Raw genomic sequence first — 18,648 nt, 5'->3', positions numbered from 1 at the left:
AATGACGACGCACATCCTGCGCCACGCTGAGACCCACTACAGCCGTCAGTACCTCGTGAATGGTGATCCGACACGACCGGTCCCGCTCAGCAAGGACGGCGTCCTGTCCTGCGGCCTGGTCTGGCACACGCTGCCCTTGCGGCAGGTGTCCACGTGGCTCTCCAGCGAGTTTCCGCGGGCGCGTCAGACGGCTTCGAGGCTGATGGGCGTCCCGGAGCCGGGCCCGGTCGTCGACCCGCAGCTCAACGAGCTGGACTACGGCGACTTCGAAGGAGGCCCGTTTTTGAAGTACGCCTCCTGGCTGGAGCAGCACGGAGGACGGCGTCGGCCACCGGGAGCACGCGAATCCCAGCGGGAGGGCATCAAGCGCATGCTCAAGGGGCTTCAGGCAGCCGTGGAGCACCCCAGCCCACGCGTGATCGTCTGCCATGGGCTACTCGTCTCGGTCCTCCACTGGTACCGGGAGCGGTCCACCGGCGACTCCATGCCGTTGTTCTTCCCTGAGGCGCCCTACGCACAGCCGATCTCGTTCGAGGACGAGGATCTGTTGCGCTGCGTGAAGAGTCTTCTATCCGAGATTGCCGCAGAGCCTGACAGCATTTCGGAACCGCAGCGTGATGCGGAGAAAACCGGAGCGGAGCCAGAACCGGATGTTGCTACCTTCGATCGGGTAAACCATCCGCACGCACAGAGGGATCTTCCCGATGCATGATGCTCGCGTTCTGATCGACATGGGCGAGGACGCCGTCCGTCGCCTGGCCCGCCGCGGCTACACGCTGGACCTCTCCTCTCTGGAGAGCCTCCAGTCCCGTCGGAACAAGAGCATTCAGTCCGGTGACGAGCTGCGCTCCGAGTCCAAGCGCATCGCGCAGGAGGTCCAGCAGACGGCGAAGGCGGGTGGCGACATCTCCGCCCTCAAGGAGACCGCGCGCAAGCTCAAGGAGCAGATCCGGGAGACCGAGGCCGAGCAGGAGCGCATCCAGCAGGAGCTGACCGAGCTGCTGCTCACCATCCCCAACCTGCCCGCCGACGAGGCGCCCGACGGCGACTCGGAGGAGTTCGCGGTCGAACAGCGCCGCGTCGGCACCCCGCCGGCCTTCTCCTTCGAGCCCCAGGACCACGTCGACCTCGGCGAGGCCATGGGCATCCTGGACTTCGGCCGGGCGACCAAGCTGTCCGGGCCACGCTTCAGCGTCCTGCGTGGTGTCGGCGCGGCCCTGGAGCGCGCGCTGGCGACGCTGTTCCTGGACCTGCACACCCGCCGCCACGGCTACGTCGAGCACTCGGTGCCGTTCCTGGTCAGCCGCAAGACGATGACCGGGACGGGCCAGCTGCCGAAGTTCGAGGAGGATCTGTTCAAGACGGGCCTCGCGGACCGGGACCTGTTCCTGATCCCCACGGCCGAGGTCCCACTCACGAACCTGTACGCGGACGAGATCATCCCGCCGACTGAGCTTCCGGTCGCGCTGACCGCGCACACCCCGTGCTTCCGCTCGGAGGCCGGCTCGTACGGCCGCGACACTCGCGGCCTGATCCGCCAGCACCAGTTCGCCAAGGTCGAGATGGTGCGTATCGCCGCACCGGACCAGGCCCGCGCCGAGATGGAGAAGATGGTCGGCCACGCCGAGGCGTGCCTGAAGGAACTGGACCTCGCCTACCGAGTGGTCACGCTCGCCGCCGGCGACACCGGCTTCTCCGCCCAGCTCACGTACGACCTCGAAGTCTGGCTGCCCAGCCAGGCCACCTACCGCGAGATCTCCTCGGTCTCCGACTTCTGCACCTTCCAGGGCCGCCGCGCGGGCATCCGCACCCGCGACGCGAACGGCAAGCCCACCCCGGTAGCCACGGTCAACGGCTCCGGACTGCCGATCGGCCGCACCCTCGCGGCCGTCCTTGAGCAACACCAGCAGGCCGATGGCTCGGTCCTGCTGCCCGAATCCCTCGTGAAGTACCTCGGCTTCCGCCGGATCAAGGCGGACGGAACCCCCTCGGAGGAATAAGTGCTGGTCGGCGTCTGCGACTTCCCCGGTAGTTACGCATTCCCCCCGGCCGGATACGGCGGGATCGAACGATGGCTCTGGGCAGTCGCCGTAGGAGCCCGCACCGCAGGCGCCGACGTGCATCTCCTCGGGCCGGGCTGGCTTGCGGACCTCGAAGACCAATGGGTCCGCAAGCCGGTCCGCCTTGAGGACATCACCGCAGGCTCCCTCGCCGAGCGCGACCTGAAGTCCGCCGACTACGACCTCCTCGTCGTCGGCCACGAATACCCATCCCGGCCGTCATGGGTCAGAACCTGGCGCGAGCTGGACTGCGACGTCGCCACCTTCCAGCACTCGCCGACGTTCCAGCACACCCCCACTGCCTTCGACGGCGATCGCTCACGGCTCTACTGCTACTCGCCCGAGATGGTCGAGCGGTACGCCACCCACAACCCGACCGCCGAGCTCGCCGTCCACCTGGGGCTCGACGAAGAGGAGCCTCCAGCCGTGAAGGGCCGCGACCTCGTGTGGCTCGGTCGTATAGACGAGGACAAAGCGCCCCACCTCGCCGTACGGGCGGCACAGATTCTCGGCCGCCGGATACGCATCGTCGGCCCCGTCTTCGATGAGGACTACGTCCGCCGCTTCGAGAGGACTTTCGCTGCGGACCACGTGGAATGGGTCGGTGAACTGGGAGGGGCGGCCAAAACTGCCGCCATTGCCGAGGGCTCAGTCTTCGTTTACACCTACGCGCGGCATTACGTGGAGGCCGGCGCTGCCGTCTTCGGCGAGTCCTTGCGTGCCGGAACCCCCATCGCCGCCTTGACCTGGCGTGACGGCACCTGCGCCCAAGCGGCGATCTGCGACCGCACAGGCGCCACGGTCGTCGCAGACCCCGCAGACGACGACGAGAGCGCAGCCCAAGCGCTCGCCGAGGCCATCGAGTGTGCCTCCGCACTCGACCACTTCGACGTACAAGCAACAGGATTGGCGCGCTTCGACCCCGCGAGCCACTTCAAGGCTCTGGCGGCGCTCTGATGGAGAGCCACTCGCGTGCTCACCAGGTAGTTTCAGCCTTACGCCACGTTCTCGGCCCTCAATGGGAGTTCTCCCTTACCGCCCCTGCCAACCGCACCTTCGAGATTCGTCACCGTGACCGCGGCACTCCGTACATCCCGCCGCGCTCGTCTCCTTCATGGGATCAGCTGCTGTCCACCCTGACCACGGCCTTTGCGGCCCGAGGTGTCACACGGGACGACTGCCTGCCCCTGCGCTGGGGCCGCGAGACAGAACTGACGATCTCCGCGGTGCAGGCGCTCGATCCCGTGCTCAAGGACGGCCGTGTCAACACCTATCGCAAGGGCTTCCTTCCGCAGCCCGTGGTCCGCTTCACCGGAGACCGTGATGAACACGGAGACCTGCTCGACGGCTTCCTGACCGCCTTCGTCAACGTCTCCCAGGTTCAGCCCATCGCCGGCCTAGACGACTACGCCGAGGCGCTGGACGACTGGCTCTTCGTCCTCTCCCAACTCGGCTTCCACGCACGGCACATAGAGGCCCACGGGCGTGTCGAGGTGTGGCAGCGCAGGCAGGTCGCCGGAGTGACCCTCATGTTCAACCACCTGGACCTCACCGTCGGCGACCTCGTGTTTCTGTGGAACACGGAGAATCCCGACCGCATGGCTTTGGATCTAGGCACAGGGCTCGAACGCCTCGCTTGGGCGCGGACGCGTCGGGACTGGAAGAAGCTGGTTTTCGGCCCGTTCGTTGACGCTGCGCCGGTCTCTGTCCTAGACGCGATCCGGACGGCGACTCTGCTCCTGGGCAGTGGCATCATGCCCTCGGCGAGAGGCGCTGGCGGCGTTGCCCGGCGAGTGATCGCGAATATCCCGCCAAGCCTTATACGGCTTGGGGCCAGCGCCATTGTTCGATCATTCCACCAGCATTGGGCGGCCAGCACAAACCTTCCGGTGCCGTGGCCCGCGATCTGCAGTGCCATGGAGGAGGAGGTTGCCAGCCGATCCGTTCATCGTGGCCTCCGAGCGGCAGGTCCACACCGCGCTGCGTGATTCGCGGTGGGTCACCGCGCCCGAAACCCCGTCGGCACGGGAGGAAATCAAGGCGTTCACCGCGACCCGTGTCGCCGCCCTGCTCAGGCGCCCGGCTTCAGCCGCCCTTGTAGCCACGGCAAGCTGCCGAGCACAAAGGGAAGCGCCTCCGCTGGACACATGCCCTTGCGGAGGCGCTCGATCTCATCCTCTGGACCAAGGCATGGGCTCGGGTCGGCGGTACCACCACCATGCCTTCTGCGTCGAACCAGCAGTCGGCTCATCCCGGTCCTCAATGACAACGTGCTCTTCGTCGTCGACTGTCAGCTCCTGGTAGAGGCTGTCGACCTTGGCGAGGTAGCGCTTGTACAGCGTGGCCACGTCCTCCGGGAGTTGGCGCAGATACCCCTCGATGTCATCGCGGTATCCGAGCACCTCCCGGTAGAACTCCACGGGGTACCAACCAGACGGCTCCCAGTTGTTCTCTGCCCGTCGAGATAGCTTTTCCCACGCCCCCAGGTAGGACTTGGCGACACGCGCCACCTCGGCAACCTCAGCCGTGAGGGACGAACCATCCGCTCCGCCGCCGTCTCCCTTCAACGACTGGAGGGACTCCGCAAAAGAATCGGCCAGAGGTGTAGCAACCTTGTGCTCACGCACCACTTCCGGCAGGTGCATTACGGGAACGTCCGGCAAACGATCGACGAATGCCTCCACCGCTGTGACTGTGAACGTCGGTTCGTCGTCATCCGACTCGCTCAGCCGGGCCCGTGTTGTCAGCCCTTCTGGAGTAACCAACCAGTGGGCGCTCATGGCGCTCTCCTGTGGCGGGTACAGGACGGGCGTGCCAAGCCGCCGCGCGAGCGCTGCGGAGAATTCAGCTTCCGGAGGTTGCTGTGCCACCGAGTCCTGAGCGTAAATGTCCAGGGACAGTGACACGTTTCCGGGGACGTGCGAGTACTCGCAGGAAGCCAGCGCATCCCAGTTGCGGTCTTCTTGGTCACCGTCAGCGTCGGCAACGTCCACTTCGCTCTCTGGAACCCGGAAGATCGCCGCAAGAGCTTCAGTCATGACGCCCGGGTCACAGCTGTCGACGAGGAAAAGGTTGTACGTCATGGTGTGTAAGTCCCGTTGTAAATGGCCAGGGCCTTTTCGACGACTTCTGGGTTGTTGACGAAGCGGGGGTTCTTGGTCAGTTGCGGAGCCGCCGAGAGATCTCCCTTAGCCTTTACGATCTGCGACAGCGCCGCGTACTCATTGCGGTCCATTTCCACAAATCCTGGACCCTTGGCAGGGTATACGGTCCCGTTCTCATGGACACCGTACGTGCGGCCATTGATTTCATAGCGCTCACCGTCCGGGAGCCAGGCCGCCTTCCCTTCTGCGATGCCAGCGATATCCTTCTCGACCTCCTGGGAATATCCCGGAAGGATGATGGTGTTCTCCTCCTTGATGTTCTTCCCTGCTCGACCTGCGCCCCCAATGGTATGCCGCTCGTTCGGCCGCTTGAGCGTTTTTCCAGCCGCTGGCCCCTTCAAATTGCTAGAGGCTTCCCAGCCACTGACCCTGGGAGCCCCGGAGGCCCCGCCGCTCCCCTCCGCATTGCGCATCAAGGGCCGCCAGGTCGGGCCGACAGGACCGACAGGTCCCTCGCCGGCCATCGCAAAGCGCGGGCCACCCAAGTTGGGCAGCGATATCTCGAAGTCGCGCAGTGGGTTCTTGAAGGTACCCAAGCCATCCAGCTTCATCTTGCCGAAGACGTTCTTGAAGCCACCGGCTTCGCCTACAGCCTTCGCCGTGCGGCCCGCGCCGCCCAGGGCGCCTCCCAGCAAGACCCCGCTGACTCCGGCGTCTTTGACCTCAGCCAGGTTGATGCCCTTCTGGTCGCCCAGGAGGTTGCGGCCCCCCTGAGCGACGACCACGTCCACGGTGATGGCTTCAATGCCGCCGATGGCGGCGGTCGCCAGGACGGTTCCGGCGATCTCGGCGACGGTGGCGGAAACGGCGACGCCCGCCGTACTCGCTGCGGCGACGATCGCCTCGGTGGCGCCGGCTGCTGCGACCTCGCTGATGCCGCCGGTGAAGACGGCCAGGGCTGTACCGGCGACGAGGACCGCGCCGGCGATCTCCAGCTCGTGCTCGATCTTCTTCTTGGCCTCGGCGACCTGGTCGGCGTACTTGTCCAGGGCCTTGGCCATGTCGCGGGCGGCGGTGGCCACGTCGTCGAGGTAGCCCTTGCCGCCGCCGTGGTACCTGCGCCAGAACCCCCCGAACGCATCGATCGACTTGCCCTTGTTGTTGTCGATGACGTCCTGGGCCTTTTTGTGGCAGGCGGCCGTGCAGTCCTCGACGTCGTCGGCAAAGGTGCGCCAAGCGCGGGCGGCTTCCCGGAGTTCGTCCTCGTCGCCCTCCGGCCACCACATGCCGGTGAGATCCTGGACGATCTCTTTGGCCTTGTCGGCAGCGCCCATCACTTACCACCTTCGAAGCCGGACTTGGCCGAGTGGTCAGCGTCTTCGTGGTTGGCGGCCATGTCGTTCATGGCCTTGGTGATGCTGGACAGGCCCTTGACCAGGGCCGCGGCTGCCTTCTCGATCTGCGCTTGGTGCGGGGCGTAAGCGTGTTCGAACTTCTTGCCCTGTTCGTCCCCGCCCCAGGGCTGCCCCAAGCCGCTCAGTGTGTGACGAAGCTTGGTCGTCGCCCGTTCCAGGGCGGCAGACTCCCGGTGGAATGTCGGTGCGGCGGACTTGAGTTGGTCGGTATCTACGTCGAAGCCGTCACCAGCCATGCTGTGCCTCCCCCTTGGCCGTGTACGCGTAACCCGTCGCGAGCCGTCGACGATGCTGTCGGCTCACAGGTGGTGACCCTCGCATACAGCACTGACAATCGCCCTGGTGAGAGCGCATTTCAGCCACGGCATGACTTACCCGGCCCGTGGGGCCACGGCAAGAGCACGGCCCCCTGCCGCGGGATTCCAGCAGGGGGCGATTCGCCGAGCGCACGGCCAACTGCTCGCTGCACGACCGGAGCGGAGTCACGGTCATGCAGCGAGGTGTTGAGCGGCTAACGGCGCGGGCGAGGCTGCTGCCCGACGGGTGCCGTAGTTGCCGCGGCCGGCTGGGCGAAGTCAGGCCCGAGGGACGGGTGCGGAGCGGCGGTGGCGGTGCGGAGGCGGGCTGCTGTGGCGCGGCGGTTGGGAATGGGGTTGCGTCCGGTGTGCTGGATGCGGGTGATCAGGACGCGGGCGGGGTGGCGGGCTGTGTTCAGTTCGCGTTGGGCGGCTGCTTCCTTGAGGAGTTGGTGGGGTTTGTGGCCGCGGGCTTCGGCGTCGGCAAGGACGGTGGCGAGGGCCGGCCAGTCGGTGTCGGTGAGGACCCGCTCGGTGTGCTCAGGGATGGCGGCGCGTACGTCGCTGGCCAGGGTGCGGCGAGTCTCCTCCTTCGGCTGGCGTTGCGCGAGGTCTGTGAGTGTCGGGGCCAGGGCGTGATCTGCGGCGGTCTGAAGGTGCTGGAGGGCTTGGCGGGCGGCGTCAGCCTGGTGGGCGTGGCCTTTGGCCTCGTGCCAGCGTCCAGCGATGATCGCGGCCCATACGAGCCCCGCAACCAGGGCAGCGAGGGCACTCCCGTCGGGGCCGGCGGCGGCGTGGGCGATGTCGCGGGCCGCATTGCGCAGAGTGTGGGCGGCTCGGTCTTCTGACCGGATCTGGGACCGCTGGGCACGCGAGAACGCCTTCGCGGCGGCTCGGAGTTCGGGGCACAGGTCGGCGGGTGCTTTCTGGGCGGTGGCTTCGATCAGTTCACCGAGGGCGGTGATGTGGGCCTGGGCTCGTGCGTCGTCGGCGAGGTCGGTGTGGAGAGCGTCGAGGGCGTCAGTTGCGCGGTGCCAGGGGGCGCTGGGCTGGGTGCGGCGGGCAGTGGGGTGCTCTTCGGGCTGGCCGGATTCGAGGCGGGCCTGGATCTTGGGAAGGGAGAGGTCGGGGGCGATTTTTCCGCCGGGGTGGAAGATCTGCTCGTCGTCCTTGTTGAGATCGCCGGGGCGTCCGACGGCGTAGCCGAGGAGGTCGCCGGACGGTCCCCGCCTGGCCTTGACTCGGATGCCCTCGGCTCCGAGGTAGGCGAGGAGTTCCTCGGCGCTTGTTGCGTGGGGGATCGCGGCGCGGATGCGGTCCTGGAGCCAGTGCTTGCTGGTCTGTTCCCAGCCGAGGCGCCGGGCCTTGTGCATCTCGGCCTGGGTGGGGCGTCGGGTGCCGGTGCGGTCGCCCTTCTTCAAATGGCGTAGACCGTAGTCCTTCTCGATCTCGCGGCATGCGTCGCCGACACGGAGGCCGCTGTCGTGGAGTTTGGGGCGGCGGCCGTCTTCGCGGACGGTGGTGGCGAGGATGTGGATGTGGTCGTCGGCGTGGCGTACGGCGATCCAACGACAGGCCAAGTCGTCACCGACAGGGGCGATGCCGGCTGCGGCGACGATGCGCTGGGCGATCTCGCCCCATTCGGCATCGGAGAGGTAGCGGTCTTCGGGTGCGGCGCGGACGGGGCAGTGCCAGACGTGGTCGGTGACGGGCTTGCCGAACTCGCTGTTGCGCAGGCGTACGGGCTCGTCGAGGTGGCGGGCGAGTTCGGTGAGGGTGGCCATCTCGTCGCGGCCGGGGTCGGGCATGCCGAGCATCGCGAAGCCGGCGACGATGTGCGGGTCGAAGTGTTCGTCGTGGGTTCCCCGGCCGTAGAGATAGGCCAGCAGGCCACGGGTGTTGGCGCCGGGCGCCTTGATGGCGGCGATCATGCGGCGAGGTCCTCCCGCGGGTCGGCAGGCTGGTGCAGGGCCTCGGCGATCAGTTCCAGCAGGTGGTGGAGGTCGTGGAGGCGCTCGCGTATGTCGGGTGGGGTGAGGTCGCTGTTGAGGGCGCGGGCGATCTGGTTGATGTTGACGCCGATGCGGTTGAGCTGGCGCAGGACCTGGGCGCGGAACATGTGTGTGCGGCGACGGTCCTCGGACAGGGGCAGGTTGGCGGTGAACCGGCCGGCGATGAAGGCCAGGACGATGTCGGCGGCGAAGCCGGATTCCCCCTTGTAGCCGTGCTCGGCAGCAGCCTCCCGAAGGCCGGTGTGCTCGTCGTCCGTGAACCGCAGTGGGCCGACGCGGGCGGTGCGCTTGTTGCCGCTGAAGCGACGGATCGTGGGCTGGGCGCTCTTCACGACGGGCTCGCCGGTGACGGTCTCGGCGGCACGGGCGGGGCGAAGGATCTCGCGCTGGGCAGCGTGGAGCTTGTCCGAGTCGGGGCCGCCCTCGGCCCCGACCCCTCGGCCCGGCGCCCCCTGGCGCTGGGCCGTCTCCGCCACCCCTGGGGCGGAGATCCCCGAAGTCCGGCCTTGAGTCGGACTCGGGGTACTACTGGCTCCGCCAGGGGCAATCCATCCGAACGCGCGCCGCAGACGGCCCATCAGCTTAGGGGAGTTCGCCAGAGGGAGGGGCTCGTCGGGGGCACCTTTGGGGTGGTGCGGGTCCTGTGTCACGGGTGGTTCTCCGAAAGGGGCGGGGAGGGCAGGCGGGTCAGGTGGAACGTCTGACGGAGTGCGGGCAGTCGCTGGCCCGTTCACAGGTGTGAGTAGGGGGACTCCGAGTGGGGCGGTGACCGCCTCACCGGCTGACCGGAAAGGGTTCCGGTCGCCCGAAGGGGCGGGCGGTCAGCCGTTGGCCGAAGCGGTGCCCGCGTCGGCTTCAACTTCGGGCTTGAGGATCTTCATCACGTCGGTCATCCGCTCGCTGCCGATCGTCAATCCCTTGTCCTTAACTGCTTTTCGGAGGAGGTCCCGTGTGAGCTTGCCGTGCTCAGTGGCGGCGATCCGACCGATCTCCACGAGCTCCTCGACAGAGGCGCCCGCCGGACGACCACCGCGCGGCTTGCTCTCCGAAGCCAGGGGAGGTGGTTCCGGCGGCTGCAGGGCCAGGGAGGCAGGTGGATCGGAGGGGCGGGCGGAAGCGGCTGCCGGTGGCGGGGCGGAGGATGGTTCCGGCGCCTGGACGGAAGTGGGGGCCGGATGGTCGACAGGACGGTCGACGAGCCGGTGGATCTGGCGCATCAGGACGCCGAAGGCCAGTAGGGCGGCGGTCGGTGGAACGGCGGCGACCACATAGTCGAGCAGAGGCACGGGGCTGGCATTGCCCGCGCCGCTGACCCCGGCCACGTTGAGCGCGATGGAGCCGATCGATCCGGTGGCGGTCAGCGCGATGGCCCATCCGTCGGTGTCCTGGCGCAGGCCCGCGCGGAGCATCAGCAGCTCGCCCGCGACGATGAACGCGTCCAGTGTTGCGGGCCAGGCCCAGCGGCGAGTGGGCGAGCCGCCCAACCCATGCGCTCCGGCGACCTCGGCGAGGTGCGCGTACGAGAGCCAAAACCCGCCGATTGTGAGGGCGACGATGACCGTGCCCGCCGCGATGAGCGCATACCGCTCGGTGGTGTGCTTGGTCATCACTGCCCACCCTTCGCCGTGATGTGCACGCGCGCGGTCGGCACGAGACGGGGATCTAGAAGCGCGACGCGGCGCCAGTCGGTGTCGGCCCCAGCGAGGGCGAGTGGGGCGATGGCGGCGCGGATGGCCCGGCTGCTGTGTATGGCGGCCAGGAGCCTGGGGGCAGGGGCATGCAAGTTGGGTCTCTCCAGGGGAGTGTGGTGCGGCTTGTGGGGAGAAGCGGAGGGGCGTTCACGGCGGGGGCGTACACGCGAGCCCCCCTTTAAGGGGGGTCTCGCGCGTGAACGCTTGGGACCGTGTACGGCGTGGACGGTCGCGTGACCGTCTGACCAGGGGTTTCGTCATGGCCGTGGACGCTGCGGCCCCTATTCGGGGCCGTGTACGCGCAGGGGGCGTGTGTACGGGGGCGTGTACGGTCCGGGCCCTGGTTCAGGTGGTCAGGACACGACGCCGATGTGGCGTGTGGAGGCGTGGTAGCGGGCCTGCTGGCCGCCACCGTTGCCGCCTGCGGCGCCTTCGGCCTTGGTGGCCAGGCCGGCCCTGACGAGCCGCTCCAGGTGGCGCCGTGCCTTCTCGACATCAGCACGGCCTGGCTCAGGCTCGCCGGAGAGCACCTCGGCCAGCTCCCGGACGGTCAACCCGCTGCTCGTGGCGCGAAGGAGCGTGACGGGGTCGAGCGTGGGGTCGACGGTGCTGGTGCCGTGCTCGTGGTCATGGATGACCTGGAGCGGGCCGATCTCTCCGGTCGCCAGCTTGAGGTGGTGGATTGTGACGGCCAGGTCGCCGGGTTTGCCGTTGATGAACAGCACGCTGCCGGCGCCGGAGGTCAGCCAGGTGGAGCCGTAGACCTGGTCCAGGGCGGGGCGTTGGGCCTTGGGGCTCTCGGCACCGGACTTGCGCTGGTGGTGGAGCTCCAGGACCTCGACGCCGTTTTGGAGGGCGCGTCCGCGGGCGTTGTTGTATGCGACCGCGAGGGCGTCGTCGACCATGGTGCTGACGGCGTCCTTGAGGCTGTCGATCACCAGGGTGTCGGCCTGGTGGGCGGCGGCCAGATCGGCGAGGAGGTCGGGCTCCTTGTCGAGGGTGGCGGGCAGCGGGCCCTGCCAGACGGCGAGCCGGTTGCGCAGCGCGGCCTCGTGCTCGTCGCTGACCCCGCGGGCGAGGGCCCGCGCGATCTGGGTGGGCCGGTCGATGGCTAGGTACAGGACCCGCTGACCCGGGACGACTGGCATGCCGAGGACCGAGTCGTTGAGGCCGATACGGGCGAGGACGACCTGGTGGGCGAGGGTCGTCTTGCCGACACCGGGCGGGCCGACGAGCATCAGGCTTTCGCCGGACGCCCAGGCGGTCTGCTCCCGGGTACCCCAGACCGGCTGGGTGTCGGCGGCCTTGGTGACGAAGTCCCAGCCGTTGGTCAGGTATCGGGACAGCCGACCGGTGCCGGAAGCGAGGGCTCGCTCGCGCTCGGTGCGCAGGTCGGCCTCGGCGGCGCTGCGTATCTCGTCTGGGTCGGCGCCCGGCTCGCCGGTGCGCTGGTACTGGCGCAGGGCGGTTTCGCGCAGGCGCCGCAGGTCCGCTTTGCGCCGGACGATGTCGGCGTAATAGGCGGCGCTACCGGTCGTGGTGGCGGCGCCGACGAGCTGGTGCAGGTAGACGGCGCCGCCGATCCTGCTGAGCTCCCCGGCCCCTGCGAGGTACTCGGCCAGGGCGATCGGGTCCGTGGGGGCGTCGTCGGTGTGCAGTGCGACGAGGGCACGCCACACCGTCTCGTGCGCGGGCCGGTAGAAGTCGGCACCCTCCAGGAGACCACGGACCTCGTCCACCGCGTCGCGGTGGAACATGCACGCGCCCAGGACAGCGCGCTCGGCGTCCACGGAGTTCGGAGGCTCACCGTTGAGACCGGCGTACGCGCTGGCCTCATCGGTGCCGTGATCGGATGGATTCTTCTGATGCGGGGCCCTACTCTGGGCCATGGAGCTCCTTACCCGGCAGGCCATATGAGGCGGCAACCTCGGTCAGCCGGTTGAATCGTTCAGGGATGGGCGGTTATGTCGAGGACTTCGCTTTGGCCCCTGGTGTTCGCAGCACCGGGGGCTTTCTGCGTCTTGGCGTCCGCCTCCGTCCGGGGGTGGACGACCACCATACCCACGAATTTCGGCAACGCAATGATTTGCATTTCGCTCTGCAATCCGGTTCACTCTTGACCCTGGCCACAGTGGCCCCAGCCGTTGCCCGAGGGGAGGTGTGAGTGAGCAGCAAGGAAGGCGCGACGCGTGCCGGCCCCGACCGCCCGGAGCCGGAGGACAACGTTGCTACGCGCATCAAGCTGGAGCGCGAAGCCCGTGGCTGGAGCACCGTCACCCTGGCCGAGAAGATGGCCGAGGCCGGGCACCCGATCAATCAGTCAGCCATCTGGCGCATCGAGAGCGGCAAGCCGCGACGCCGGGTCAACCTCGACGAGGCGCTCGGCTTCTGCAAGGTGTTCGGTATCTCCATGTCCGACCTCAGCGGCCCCCCGCTCAAGATCAGCGTGGCTGCCCGGCAGCTCATCCACCTCTTCACGGAGAAGTCGAAGGAGTACCTCGCCCAGAAGGACGCGCTGGACCAGCTATACCAGGAGGTACGCGAAGCCCGACTAGCGCTCTTTGCATACGCGGAGGACCACCCGGAGCAGAAGGACGAGATCGAGGAACTGCTCAGGGCTCACGAAGCCGCAGAGGGCAAAGCCTGGGCCAAGCGCACCCACCCTGCCTTCTCCGAGCTCAGAAAACAGGGCAAGTTGCCCCCTCCGTTGTCCTAAGCCTCCATTACGGCCCTCCTCGGTGCTGCGAACGCCGAGGAATGCCGTGACGGTGCCAGAACCCAACACCGCCCATCCCTGACATCACCACCGGCCTGGTCAACGGGGGTTGCCGCCCCCGCGACCGTGCGCGCCGGGGAGGAGCACGTCTTGTCGCAGTCCCCCCTGCCCGTTTCCCAGATCGCCCACGTCCTCGGAGTCCCCGAGGACGCCCTCCGCGCACTCATGGCCCAGCGCGGCGACTCCGCGGGCGACCCCACCCTCGTCGGCCTCACCGTCGCCGAAGCCGCCCGTCGCATCGGTATCGGCCGCACCAAGCTGTACGAGTACGTCTCCTCCGGCGAAATACCTTCCGTCAAGATCGGAAGCCTTCGCCGCATACCCGCCGAGGCGGTGAACGAGTTCCTTGCCAGGCGCGTGAGCGCCGCCGACTTCGCGGCTGCGGCCTGAAGGCGGCAGGCATGGCAAAGAACCGTCAGCCCAATGGATCGTCGTCCATCTACCTCGGCAAGGACGGCCGCTGGCACGGCCGCGTCACCGTCGGCACCAAGGACGACGGCACCCCGGACCGCCGCCACGTCAGTCGCAAGACCCGCCCCGAGGTCACCAAGGCCGTCCGCGAGCTGGAGCACCAGCGCGACAAGGGCACCGTCCGCAAGGCCGGCCAAACCTGGACCGTGAAAACGTGGCTCACCCACTGGGTCGAGAACATCGCCGCTGCGCACGTCTCGGAGAACACCCTCGACGGCTACCGCGTCGCGGTGAACCACCACCTCATCCCCGGCCTCGGCGCCCACCGCCTGGAGAAGCTCGAACCCGAGCACCTGGAGCGCTTCTACAAGAAGATGCAGGACAACGGCAGCGCCGCCGGCACCGCCCACCAGGCTCACCGCACGATCCGAACGGCCCTCAACGAGGCCGTGCGCCGCCGGCACCTCACCGCGAACCCGGCCTCCATCGCCAAGGCCCCCAAGGTCGAAGAGGAGGAGGTCGAGCCTTACACGGTCGAGGAGGTCCAGCGCCTTCTCGCTGAGGCGGGCAAGCACCGCAACACCGCCCGTTGGGTCATCGCGCTCGCCCTCGGCCTGCGCCAGGGCGAAGTGCTCGGCATGCAGTGGGACGACGTCGACTTCGAGCTCGGGGTCATCCGCGTACGGCGAGGACGGCTGCGGCCCCGCTACAAGCATGGGTGCGGCGACCGCTGCGGACGCAAGCCTGGCTTCTGTCCCCAGAAGATCAACACCCGTCGCGAGACGAAGAACGCCAAGTCCCGCGCCGGCCAGCGCCCTATCGGCGCCCCCGACGAGCTGCTCCAGCTCCTCCGTCAGCACCGCGAGGAGCAGGCCCGCGAGCGGGCCCGGGCTCGTGACCTGTGGACGGAGAAGGGGTACGTGTTCACCTCGCCCACCGGCGAGCCCTTGAACCCGAACACTGACTACCACAAGTGGAAGCAGCTGCTGAAGGCCGCCGGCGTCCGCGACGCCCGCCTCCACGACGCCCGCCACACCGCGGCGACGGTCCTGCTCATCCTTGGCGTCCCCGACGCGGTCGTCGACGCCATCATGGGCTGGGAGCCCGGCAAGTCCGCCCGGATGCGCCGCCGCTATCAGCACCTGACCAGCCGCGTCCTCAAGGACACGGCTGCCAAGGTCGGCGGCCTCCTGTGGGGCACGGACCAGGCGGCGGGAAGCGCCGCGCCGGACGTCGGCCAGAGCCCCGTCCCCGCCGAGCTGGTGGTGCACGTCGCCCGTCTCGGCGAGCGGTGCGTTCCCTTCCTCCACCGCGAGCATGCCGACGAGGTCGTCGCACGCTGGAGTGAGGACTGGCCCGACCACCCTGCCGAGGTCGAGGAATGGGACCGCTGGCGCTGGGAACACCAGGGCCCCGACGGCGCGAGTGCCATCCGCGACCGTGTACCGGAGCGGGCCGTGGTCTTCCACGCCCGAGCTCTGTTCCTCCCCGGCGGGGAACGCGCGACGACCGGGGTTCCGGAGCAGTGGTCGGTACCGGCCTGGGAGTTCGAGACCGACCGCTACACCGGCCGCGTCTCCGCGTGGCGCACGGCCCGGCGCCCGGGCTCGGGCCAGGAGGTCGAGGCCCAGGTGCGGGGCACGGACAAGGCCGCCGTCGAGGCTGCCTTCGTCGAGGCTTGCACACAGGCTGTGGACCGTGCTCGTAACCCGGGGAAGTACGGCGACACCGACGAGTGGTAGCGAGAAAGCGAGCAGACGAGCCCTGACCAGTCTTGGACAGGGCTCGTCTCCGCGGCCGTCACTCCGGTGGCGACAGCTCCACGTCCAAGTCTGCCGCGAGCTGCTCAAGTTCGAGCAACGCACCGCGTAGGTCAGCGGACAGCGCGAGGGTCAGCTCCGTCAGGGACTTCGCCTCCGCGGCGTCCTTATCGTCCGGTTCGATCAGGCCGATGTCGAGATTGACGTCCTTCGTGGCGGCGAGCTCGGCACCGTCGAAGACCTGCAGGCGGCCCTCGGGCTTCCGGCGGGCGATCGCCTCGGCGGTCTCCTCGCATTCGCTGACTCCGAAGACCCGCTTTTCGAAGTCCTCAAGATGTCCGGGGAGCAGCGGGTTCTGCTTCAGTGTGAAGCGGTTGCCGGTCCTCAGGTCGTACACCCACAGCTGCTGCGTGTGCGGGGGCTCGTCATCGCTGCGACGGGGCGGGGCGGCGTCGAAGAAGAGGACGTTGGCCTTGACGCCGCCCGCGTAGAAGATGCCAGCGGGTAGACGCAGCATGGTGTGCAGGTTGAACCGCTTGAGCAGCTCACGGCGGATAGTCGCGCCTCGGCCGCCCTCGAAGAGGACGTTGTCGGGGAGGATCACCGCGGCGGTGCCGTTGTCGGTGAGCAGGCTCGCGATGTGCTGGAGGAAGTTGAACTGCTTGTTGGTCGTGGTCTCCCAGAAGTCCTGGCGGTGGTACGACATGTCTTCGCGGCTCACCGTGCCGTCGACATGGGTGATCACGATCGAGGACTTCTTGCCGAAGGGCGGATTGGCCAGCACCTTCGAAGCCTTCTTGGCTGGTGGTTTGGCCAGCGCGTCCTCCACATGGATCAAGGGCTTGCCATCGGGCCTGCCGATGCCGTGAAGGAGCAGGTTCATCGCGGCGAGGCGTGCGGTCGCCGGCACCAGCTCCGTGCCCCAGATCGCGCCCTCGTCGAATCGGGCGGACTCATCGACGGACATCTCATCGCCGTACGTGTTCACGATGTAGTCGTGCGCGGCAAGCAGGAAGCCACCGGTTCCGCAGGCCGGGTCGGTGATGGTGTCCTCCGGGGTGGGTCGCATGCACCGCACGATGGACTCGATGAGCACCCGTGGGGTGAAGTACTGCCCCGCGCCAGCCTTCGTGTCTTCCGCACTACGGGCGATCAACGCCTCATAAGCGTCGCCCTTGACGTCCTTGCTGGACCCCAGCCAGGGCTCCTTGTCGATCAGGTCGACGATGAGGCGGCGGAGGTTGGTCGCGTTCTGGATTCGGTTACGGGCGCGGTGGAAGATCAGGCCAAGAGCGCTATTCCGCCCCTCGTCCTGCTTGCCGAGGTCTGTGAGGAGCTGGGTGTACGTCTCCTCCAGTTGTTCGCCGGAGAGATCGAGCAGCTGCGTCCAGCCGCGCCCCTCCCACTCGTCGGTGTCGGGGAGCACATGGCGGCGCTGTGATGCGGGGAGGCCCTTGTTGGCCTCCTCCTTCTCGGCGGCCATCTTGAGGAACACCAGGAAGCTGAGTTGCTCCAGGTATTCGAGGCTCGATACGCCGTCGTCGCGCAGGACATTGCAGTAGTTCCAGAGGCGATCGACGAGACGGCGTGCTTCCGGCTTCACTCGGTGAACTCCAGGGGGAGGGTGGACTGTTCGCCCTCGGGGAGGGGGGGCTTGGAGGTGGGGGCCGGTGGCGGCGCGACTGTGGACGCGGGCTGTTTGGCTGAGCTCCGGCTCTTCCGCCTGGCCTGCGCGGCGGCCCGCCGGGCCGCCTTCCGCTCTGCCTCTGCGGCCTCGCGCTCGGCCCGGATGCGCTTGAGGAGGTCTTCGGCGGGCTCGTCGTCGGGGTCCTGGGGGACGAGCCTGCCGGCGAAGGCTTCGGCGAGGAGGATGCGGCGGAGGGCGGCGGTGTGGGCGAGGCCCTCCTCGCAGGCGGCCGTGAGGCGGTGGAAACGTGTGAGTATCCGCTCCCCAAGAGCCACGAAATCCGCCTGCTCCTGTGGGTCCGCCGGCGGAACGGGAACAGGGAGCAACTTGACCGTGGAGATGCTGATAGAGGCCAGGTTCACGCTCTGCTTGCCATTGGATTCGAACCACGAGCGCGCTGCTGAGTTCACGTACCAGCCGAGCAGCTTGGGGTGCGTGACGTGGTCCTGGATCCGGGCCCGGAAGAGGTGGTTCTGGTGGATGCAGTCTTCGATTTGCTCTTCCCAGATCCATCCTCGGCCGAGCTTGTCCCGGTCGCCTCCTTCGGTCATCAGTAGATCACCGTCCTGAAGGCGGAGCTTCTCCAGTGCCTTGGGGGCGACGCGGATCTTCGTTACTCGAGACAGGTCCAGTCGGGCACGCTGGGCGTTGGCAACACGCAGGTACGGCACCTCGGGCAGGCCGGAATCGTCCTGCTTTTTGGAGTCCTTGGTCACCCCGCCGACCACTTCGGCGATGTTCTGGAGGCGGGCCCAGCACCATCCCGTCGCGAGCGCGGGCAGCTCGCCGTCTACCACTCCCGGCGATGCCTCGATGGAGACGTGCTGTGGGTCGGCGTCGTGGGCCAGGACGCCGGTCGCGGCGGCAGCCATGACTCTGTCGCCCAGGCGTTCCAGATGCTGCTGGGTTGCTGCGAGGCGTGCTTCGATCTTGTCGAGCCGCGTAAGTCGCACGTCAAGGGCGTCGGCGATGCGACTCTGCTCCGCCCTGGGAGGGAACGGGAGCCTGACTCCCTGAACAGCCCCTTGGCTCACCTTGTTGATGCCCGTTCCGGTTCTCGCCGCTCTCTCGATTTGCTGGCGAACGGCAGGCGAGCTTCCATAGGTACGCCAGGAACCGGGGCTCGACGTGGTCCGGGTTGGTCGGGACACGGATCATCGTGTCCGGGTACGCCACAGGCACCGGGATAGACGTGACCAGGGCTCCACGGCCTACCAAGCTCAGTGATCCGCTTGCCCGGCTCACGAGGAAGTCGCCCGACCGGACCAGGTAGGGCGTGGCCTCCTCCGCTGTCCAGTCGCCCAGCTTGTACTCGGCGCAGTCGACCCCGTTGTCCTTGAGCGCGGTGAGCCTGAGCACAGGAAAGCCGTTGTCATCCGAACGTACCGAGCGGCCGTTGGCCGCAGGTGCGCTGAGAATGTCTGAGAGCGTTACCC

The 18,648-nt window shown here is 67.9% G+C and carries 16 protein-coding genes; 7 read left to right on the top strand and 9 right to left on the bottom strand.

The genetic code is table 11. The features are described 5' to 3' along the window. Nucleotide 1: 1 nt before the first annotated feature. From AB0E02_RS08905 to AB0E02_RS08890, 4 genes are read left to right on the top strand one after another with little or no spacing between them, the layout of a single operon-like run. The gene (locus tag AB0E02_RS08905; RefSeq protein ID WP_362137303.1) at nucleotides 2-712 is read left to right on the top strand and encodes a phosphoglycerate mutase family protein; all 711 of its coding nucleotides are present in this window, start codon (nucleotides 2-4) and stop codon (nucleotides 710-712) included. Beyond that, nucleotides 705-2,000: a serine--tRNA ligase gene (gene serS / locus AB0E02_RS08900; RefSeq protein WP_362137302.1), complete on the top strand. Its 1,296-nt coding sequence runs from the start codon at nucleotides 705-707 to the stop codon at nucleotides 1,998-2,000. Before AB0E02_RS08905 ends, serS begins: the two co-directional genes overlap by 8 nt. Beyond that, nucleotides 2,001-3,017, top strand: a complete 1,017-nt coding sequence (locus AB0E02_RS08895; protein ID WP_362137301.1) for a glycosyltransferase — start codon at nucleotides 2,001-2,003, stop codon at nucleotides 3,015-3,017. Then, a complete protein-coding gene (locus AB0E02_RS08890) occupies nucleotides 3,017-4,048 on the top strand; it encodes a hypothetical protein (protein ID WP_362137300.1) in 1,032 nt (343 codons plus the stop codon). Before AB0E02_RS08895 ends, AB0E02_RS08890 begins: the two co-directional genes overlap by 1 nt. Before the next feature lie 183 nt (nucleotides 4,049-4,231). On the opposite strand, the gene AB0E02_RS08885 is transcribed toward AB0E02_RS08890, so the two are convergent. From AB0E02_RS08885 to AB0E02_RS08855, 7 genes are all read right to left on the bottom strand, one after another. Beyond that, nucleotides 4,232-5,143 (bottom strand): hypothetical protein, encoded by a 912-nt coding sequence (locus tag AB0E02_RS08885; protein WP_362137299.1) that lies wholly within the window; start codon nucleotides 5,141-5,143, stop codon nucleotides 4,232-4,234. Further along, nucleotides 5,140-6,498, bottom strand: coding sequence for a WXG100 family type VII secretion target (locus AB0E02_RS08880; RefSeq protein WP_362137298.1), 1,359 nt, complete (start codon nucleotides 6,496-6,498; stop codon nucleotides 5,140-5,142). Before AB0E02_RS08880 ends, AB0E02_RS08885 begins: the two co-directional genes overlap by 4 nt. Next, nucleotides 6,498-6,815 carry a WXG100 family type VII secretion target gene (locus AB0E02_RS08875; RefSeq protein WP_362137297.1) on the bottom strand — a complete coding sequence of 106 codons (318 nt, stop codon included), beginning with the start codon at nucleotides 6,813-6,815 and terminating at the stop codon, nucleotides 6,498-6,500. Before AB0E02_RS08875 ends, AB0E02_RS08880 begins: the two co-directional genes overlap by 1 nt. A gap of 275 nt (nucleotides 6,816-7,090) precedes the next feature. Continuing rightward, nucleotides 7,091-8,806, bottom strand: a complete 1,716-nt coding sequence (locus AB0E02_RS08870; protein WP_362137296.1) for a mobilization protein — start codon at nucleotides 8,804-8,806, stop codon at nucleotides 7,091-7,093. Continuing rightward, nucleotides 8,803-9,363 (bottom strand): MobC family plasmid mobilization relaxosome protein, encoded by a 561-nt coding sequence (locus AB0E02_RS08865; RefSeq protein WP_362137295.1) that lies wholly within the window; start codon nucleotides 9,361-9,363, stop codon nucleotides 8,803-8,805. Before AB0E02_RS08865 ends, AB0E02_RS08870 begins: the two co-directional genes overlap by 4 nt. A gap of 345 nt (nucleotides 9,364-9,708) precedes the next feature. Continuing rightward, nucleotides 9,709-10,494, bottom strand: a complete 786-nt coding sequence (locus AB0E02_RS08860) for a DUF2637 domain-containing protein (RefSeq protein WP_362137294.1) — start codon at nucleotides 10,492-10,494, stop codon at nucleotides 9,709-9,711. A 437-nt stretch (nucleotides 10,495-10,931) separates the two neighbouring features. After that, a complete protein-coding gene (locus AB0E02_RS08855; RefSeq protein WP_362137293.1) occupies nucleotides 10,932-12,467 on the bottom strand; it encodes a DnaB-like helicase N-terminal domain-containing protein in 1,536 nt (511 codons plus the stop codon). 275 nt (nucleotides 12,468-12,742) lie between these two features. Between AB0E02_RS08855 and AB0E02_RS08850 the strand changes: the two genes are divergently transcribed. The 3 genes from AB0E02_RS08850 (at nucleotide 12,743) to AB0E02_RS08840 (ending at nucleotide 15,507) form a co-directional block, all read left to right on the top strand. Further along, nucleotides 12,743-13,294 (top strand): XRE family transcriptional regulator, encoded by a 552-nt coding sequence (locus tag AB0E02_RS08850; protein WP_362137292.1) that lies wholly within the window; start codon nucleotides 12,743-12,745, stop codon nucleotides 13,292-13,294. Between the two features lie 150 nt (nucleotides 13,295-13,444). Further along, on the top strand, nucleotides 13,445-13,744 hold the full coding sequence (locus AB0E02_RS08845) for a helix-turn-helix domain-containing protein (RefSeq protein WP_362137291.1): 300 nt from the start codon (nucleotides 13,445-13,447) through the stop codon (nucleotides 13,742-13,744). 11 nt (nucleotides 13,745-13,755) lie between these two features. Further along, nucleotides 13,756-15,507: a tyrosine-type recombinase/integrase gene (locus tag AB0E02_RS08840; RefSeq protein WP_362137290.1), complete on the top strand. Its 1,752-nt coding sequence runs from the start codon at nucleotides 13,756-13,758 to the stop codon at nucleotides 15,505-15,507. 58 nt (nucleotides 15,508-15,565) lie between these two features. On the opposite strand, the gene AB0E02_RS08835 is transcribed toward AB0E02_RS08840, so the two are convergent. Together AB0E02_RS08835 and AB0E02_RS08830 are read right to left on the bottom strand one after the other, a co-directional pair. Continuing rightward, nucleotides 15,566-17,128, bottom strand: coding sequence for a class I SAM-dependent DNA methyltransferase (locus tag AB0E02_RS08835; RefSeq protein ID WP_362137289.1), 1,563 nt, complete (start codon nucleotides 17,126-17,128; stop codon nucleotides 15,566-15,568). Next, the gene (locus tag AB0E02_RS08830; RefSeq protein WP_362137288.1) at nucleotides 17,125-18,363 is read right to left on the bottom strand and encodes a hypothetical protein; all 1,239 of its coding nucleotides are present in this window, start codon (nucleotides 18,361-18,363) and stop codon (nucleotides 17,125-17,127) included. Before AB0E02_RS08830 ends, AB0E02_RS08835 begins: the two co-directional genes overlap by 4 nt. Nucleotides 18,364-18,648: the final 285 nt, after the last annotated feature.

This window comes from Streptomyces sp. NPDC048196, from assembly GCF_040652715.1.
Lineage (GTDB): Bacteria > Actinomycetota > Actinomycetes > Streptomycetales > Streptomycetaceae > Streptomyces > Streptomyces siderophoricus.
The sequence above is the reverse complement of the archived record's forward strand: the minus strand, read 5'-3'. Positions and strand labels throughout refer to the sequence as shown.